This window comes from Sulfuricurvum sp. (genome assembly GCF_019163035.1).
In the GTDB taxonomy this organism is placed as follows: Bacteria; Campylobacterota; Campylobacteria; order Campylobacterales; family Sulfurimonadaceae; genus Sulfuricurvum.
Genome location: NZ_JAFLKV010000138.1, coordinates 1 through 5,111, shown reverse-complemented (window position 1 = coordinate 5,111; position 5,111 = coordinate 1). Strand labels below are relative to the sequence as shown.

Annotated in this window: 6 protein-coding genes; 5 read left to right on the top strand and 1 reads right to left on the bottom strand. The window is 46.1% G+C overall.

What is annotated here, in order from left to right:
• Both kdsB and JZU62_RS10090 read left to right on the top strand, forming a co-directional pair.
• Window positions 1-711 (top strand): 3-deoxy-manno-octulosonate cytidylyltransferase (gene kdsB / locus JZU62_RS10095; protein WP_295014418.1); only part of this gene is annotated, 711 nt, incomplete at its 5' end.
• Between the two features lie 81 nt (window positions 712-792).
• On the top strand, window positions 793-1,134 hold the full coding sequence (locus tag JZU62_RS10090) for a hypothetical protein (protein WP_295014416.1): 342 nt from the start codon (window positions 793-795) through the stop codon (window positions 1,132-1,134).
• A gap of 71 nt (window positions 1,135-1,205) precedes the next feature.
• Here the strand turns inward: JZU62_RS10090 and rpsO are convergent, their stop codons facing one another.
• Window positions 1,206-1,481, bottom strand: coding sequence for a 30S ribosomal protein S15 (rpsO, locus tag JZU62_RS10085; protein WP_295014414.1), 276 nt, complete (start codon window positions 1,479-1,481; stop codon window positions 1,206-1,208).
• A 162-nt stretch (window positions 1,482-1,643) separates the two neighbouring features.
• Here rpsO and JZU62_RS10080 point away from each other — a divergent pair, with 162 nt between their 5' ends.
• From JZU62_RS10080 to JZU62_RS10070, 3 genes are all read left to right on the top strand, one after another.
• Window positions 1,644-2,048: an Rrf2 family transcriptional regulator gene (locus JZU62_RS10080; protein ID WP_295014412.1), complete on the top strand. Its 405-nt coding sequence runs from the start codon at window positions 1,644-1,646 to the stop codon at window positions 2,046-2,048.
• A 54-nt stretch (window positions 2,049-2,102) separates the two neighbouring features.
• Window positions 2,103-4,247 (top strand): flagellar biosynthesis protein FlhA, encoded by a 2,145-nt coding sequence (flhA, locus tag JZU62_RS10075; RefSeq protein WP_295014420.1) that lies wholly within the window; start codon window positions 2,103-2,105, stop codon window positions 4,245-4,247.
• A gap of 7 nt (window positions 4,248-4,254) precedes the next feature.
• A partial coding sequence (locus JZU62_RS10070) for a phosphoesterase (RefSeq protein ID WP_295014410.1) occupies window positions 4,255-5,111 on the top strand: 857 nt, incomplete at its 3' end.

The following is a 5,111-nucleotide window of genomic DNA, read 5'->3' as shown; positions in this document are numbered from 1 at the left end:
ATCCCTGCCCGTCTCGCCTCAACCCGCTTCCCCGAAAAAGTTTTAGCCGATATCGGCGGTTTGCCTATGGTGATCCGTACCGCCAAACGGGTCGAGTCTATCGACCGTGTCGTCGTCGCATGTGACGATGAAAAAATCCTCGACATCTGCGCTGCTCACGGTGTCGAAGCGCGTCTCACCTCCACCACGCATAAAAGCGGAACCGACCGTATCAACGAATGCGCTCAGATCATCGATGTTCCGGATGATGAACTCATCATCAACGTCCAAGCAGATGAGCCGTTTATCGAAACGGAAGTGCTCGAACTCCTGATCGAGCGTCTCAATGCCCTCAAAGCGCTAAATGCTCCGTTCATCATGGGAAGCTGCTACAACGCGATCAATAGCGAATCGGCACAAGACCCTAATCTTGTAAAGGTTATTACCGATATCGATCATAACGCGATCTATTTCTCCCGTTCTCCGATCCCGTTTGATCGTAGCGGGGAAGCGTCGTATTTCGGACATATCGGAATCTACGGATTTACCAAAAAATCGCTCCACGATTTCTGCGCCCTCGGCGAAGCACCGCTGGAAGACATCGAAAAACTCGAACAGCTCCGCGCCCTCTATCACGGCAAAAAAATCTCGATGGTAAAAGTGGCGAGTAGTGGGTTTGGGATCGATACGGTGGAAGATTTGGAGAGAGCGAAGAAGATTTTCGGAGTATAAGGGTTTCTTTTCATTCTGCTACACTGTTGCTACGATATAGGCGTACAATAATTGCACTGAATAATTTATCAAGGAGTCTAAATGTCACTTATAGAACTGTTTACCAATTATGTCTTAAACCGCAAAAATTTAAAAGAATATGTGGAGCTTCGTAAAACGATCAATGAACGAGGTGAGTTTAACGATGCAAAACTGATCCAAGCCCAAGAAAATTTAGAGCGACTCAAAATGGAAGAACCTGATATTTATGAGGGTATGTACGAAACATTAGCCAGAATTTATGCACGTAATGCAGGTCTTACTATCGAATATCCGCTCGACTTTATACGTCAAATTCTTAAAATGTATAAAACATCACTCACACCTGCGCAAGTGTACGAAGAGTACAAACGGGTATTAGAACATTATCATCACGATGTTTGATTGATTTAGTATTTAAAAAATAAAGAAGTTATTGAAATGAAGAGTTTCCCCGAAAATCGGGGAAGAAGGGATTAGATATTGTCGCGGATACCGAGATCAGTAACTAATTTGTTGTAAACCGCACGGTTTGTACGTTTCAAATAACGCATCAAACGACGACGTTGACCAACCAATTTCAAAAGACCAAGACGTGATGAATGGTCTTTTTTGAATACTTTCAAATGCTCAGTAAGAGCAGCGATACGAGTTGAAAGAAGTGCGATTTGTACTTCACTTGAACCGGTATCACCTTCAGTTCTTTGGTATTGTTTGATAATTTCTGTTTTGTTTGCCGTATCTAAAGCCATAATAGCCTCCTGATGGGTAGTTAAATTTACTCGAAAAACATTTTTTTCAAGCAGGGTCGGAATTATAGCCAAAAAAAACCGTTTTTTCGCTAAAGCACTCCGCAAGTCACCTCTAATTATTTTTAGCTATAATAACTTTTTGATTACCGAAGGATGTTTTAGATGCTAATGACTAAAGCGAGTGAATACGCACTGTTGTCGCTGATCGTTTTAGCCAAAGCGGGACACCCTCTCGATGCGGATACCCTCTCTAAAGATCTGAACATCTCTAAAAGTTTTTTAGCCAAAATTCTCCAATCCTTAGCGCGTCAAGGGATTCTCAACTCTTACAAAGGGGTTAACGGAGGATTTGAGCTCGCCCGTCACAGCCGTGAGATCACCGTATTAGAAGTGATGGAGGCGGCTGAGGGGAAAAGCCCTGCGGTATTTAGCTGTTCCCCCTCGTTGGAAGATTGTCCCTCCAATAAAGCTCTTAGTTGCGGTTTATGGCCGTTTCTGAACCGATTACAAGGGAAAGTGGACGCTTTTTTAGGCATCCTGACCCTCGAAGCCATTTTAGAAGAGTAATGTTTGGCAAAAGCAAAGAATAGAACGCCTGACGTTAAAACAGTACTATCTGCCATTTTCGCTTCGCGTGACCTTAGTGTTGTCTTTTTTGTTATGGCAATTTTGGCGATTATTATCGTCCCGATGCCCAGTGCGATGCTTGATTTTCTCCTTGCTATCGTCATTGCGATCTCGGTTCTTATATTGCTCATCTCCCTTTATATCCCTAAACCGACCGATTTAACTACCTTTCCGACCCTTTTGCTCGTTATCACCCTCTTTCGGCTATCGCTTAATATCTCTACCACGCGGATGATTTTGAGTCACGGTCACGAGGGGCCCGAAGCGGTAAGTGATATCGTTACCAGTTTTGGAAACTTCGTTGTCGGCGGGAATATGGTCATCGGGGTTATCGTCTTTACCATCTTGGTCTTGATCAACTTTATGGTTATCACCAAAGGTTCAGGACGCGTCGCCGAAGTTGCAGCGCGCTTTACTCTCGATGCAATGCCCGGAAAACAGATGGCGATTGATGCCGATCTCAACAGCGGTCTTATCGATGAGTCAGAGGCGAAACGCCGCCGTGCTGAGATTTTGCAAGATGCCAACTTTTATGGAGCCATGGACGGATCGAGTAAATTTATCAAAGGGGACGCGGTTGCGGGGATCATCATCACCATGATCAACATCATCGGCGGATTTTTGATCGGAATTTTTCAATTCGACCTCGACGTAGCTACAAGTGCACAAACCTATACTATTCTCACCATCGGGGATGGATTAGTATCACAAGTACCTGCCCTCATCATCTCGACTGCTACCGGTATTATGATAACACGGGGTTCCAGCGATACGGGCGGAAACTTCGCCGAGGGCAGTATCAATCAGCTTATGGGAAATGCCCGCGTTATGATTATCGTCGGGTTTATCATGCTCATGTTCGCCATGGTTCCGGGGTTGCCGACACTCTCCCTCGGATTTGTCGGCCTCATTTTCGCCGGATTGGGATACGCCCTGTATAAATACGAAAAAGGGGATCTCGTCCTCACCTCCGCTCCAAGCGTTATGAAAAAAGACGGCTCTTCAACTACGGGGACAGCAGGGGCCGCCGAGGGGACTACATCATCCGCACCGCGTAAAAAAAGCAACGAAGAAATCGCCAAAGAAGAAGAGGCGGCACTCGAAGATATTCTCAAAATCGAAATGCTCGAACTCACCCTCGGCTATCAACTCATCCGCCTCGCTGACAGTTCGCAGGGGGGAGATTTGTTGGAGCGTATCCGATCTATGCGGCGTAAAATCGCTTCCGATTTCGGCTTTTTGATGCCGCAGGTTCGTATCCGCGATAACCTCCATCTCAAACCGACCCAGTATGAAATCCTCCTCAAAGGGGTCAACATCGGTGACGGACTCATCCAACCCGATCGCTACCTCGCGATGGACAGCGGAATGGCAATGGGGGAAATCGTAGGTGAACCGACCAAAGAGCCTGCATTCGGTCTCGATGCACTCTGGATTGACCCTGCTCTCAAAGAAGATGCGATCATCAACGGCTATACCGTCGTCGATCCGGCAACCGTTATCTCCACCCACATGAGTGAGTTGGTGAAACGCCACGCCGAAGAGCTTCTCACCCGTCAAGAGACCCAAGCACTCATTGAAAAAATCAAAAATGACTATCCGGTTGTGGTGGACGATCTCCTCAAAGTGGCTAATATCGGTCTTATTCAACGTGTTTTCAAAGCGCTCTTGCACGAGCGTGTCCCTCTCAAAGATATGATTACGATTTTGGAAACCATGGCGGATGTAAGCGAATACACCAAAAGTGTCGATATCATCACCGAACACGTCCGTGCCAAACTCTCCCGTATCATCACACAGCTCTATACCAGTCCTGATGGGATCATCAAACTCCTCACCTTTGATACGATGAGCGAGCAGATGATGTTGGAAAAATCCCAAGAGCGTGACGGTACTCGTCAACTTCTACTCAACGTCGGGGAGATCAACGGTCTCATCCAAGCCACCAGTCAAAAAGCGACGGAACTCCTCCAAAAAGGGATCTCACCGATTATCGTCATCGTCGATCCGAAACTCCGCCGTCCGTTGGCTGAGATTTATGAGCGCTTTAGTCTTGATATCGTCACCCTCTCCCATGCTGAAATCGATTCAAATGCTAAATTCGAAGTACTCGGCTCCATCACTTTAGATACCAAATAGGAAATTCATGACAACAACGTTTTACCACCTCTCCCACATCGATCTCGACGGTTACAGCTGCCAACTTGTAATGGCACAAACAGAACATACTATGTTTAGCTACAACGCCAACTACGGCGCCGAAGTGATGGATCGTCTCGAAGAGATTATCGAGTTAATCAAAAAAACAAAACAAACAGCTACTATCCTCATTAGTGATCTTAACCTCTACCCTGATGAAGCACGATGGCTTAACACGGAAGTCAATCGTCTCAATGAGAGCGGATGGACGATCACGATCACCCTCCTCGATCACCACGGAAGCGGAAAAGATACGGCGGCACAATATCCGTGGTACTTTTTAGATACCGAGCGTTGTGCAACTAAAATCGTTTATGAATACGCATTAGAGCATTATGGGTTGCAAGGTGGAGGATGGTTAGAGGCGTTTGTCAAAGTGGTCAATGCCGTCGATCTCTGGCACCAAGATGAAGAGGACGATTTCGAGTACGGAAAAGTATGTATGCGTCTCATCTCTGATGCCAAAGAGCTTAGCCGTGTCATGTTCAGTGATGAAGACCGTGCCTACAAACTCTCTATGCTCGAAGAGGCGGCAACTATGCGCTTTCTCCCGAACGCCAATATTCTATTGGATGAAGCTCTCCATAAAATGAAAAAAGAGTTTTTCAAAGAAGGTGTCGATAATACCCTCGATAATCTCTCCACTAAACACATCGTAGCCTTGCTCGGCACGAAACGATCTACTATGACGATCTATTATAAAGGGTGGAGAGGATTTTTGAGCTACGGTTTGGGCAATACCTCGATCATCGGAAACGGCTTTTTAACCGAGTTTCCCGATTTTGATTTCATCGTCGATGTCGG

Coding starts and splice junctions, on each gene's coding strand:
- JZU62_RS10090 (WP_295014416.1), top strand. CDS start 793: ATGTCACTTATAGAACTGTTTACCAATTATGTCTTAAACCGCAAAAAT.
- rpsO (WP_295014414.1), bottom strand. CDS start 1,481: ATGGCTTTAGATACGGCAAACAAAACAGAAATTATCAAACAATACCAA.
- JZU62_RS10080 (WP_295014412.1), top strand. CDS start 1,644: ATGCTAATGACTAAAGCGAGTGAATACGCACTGTTGTCGCTGATCGTT.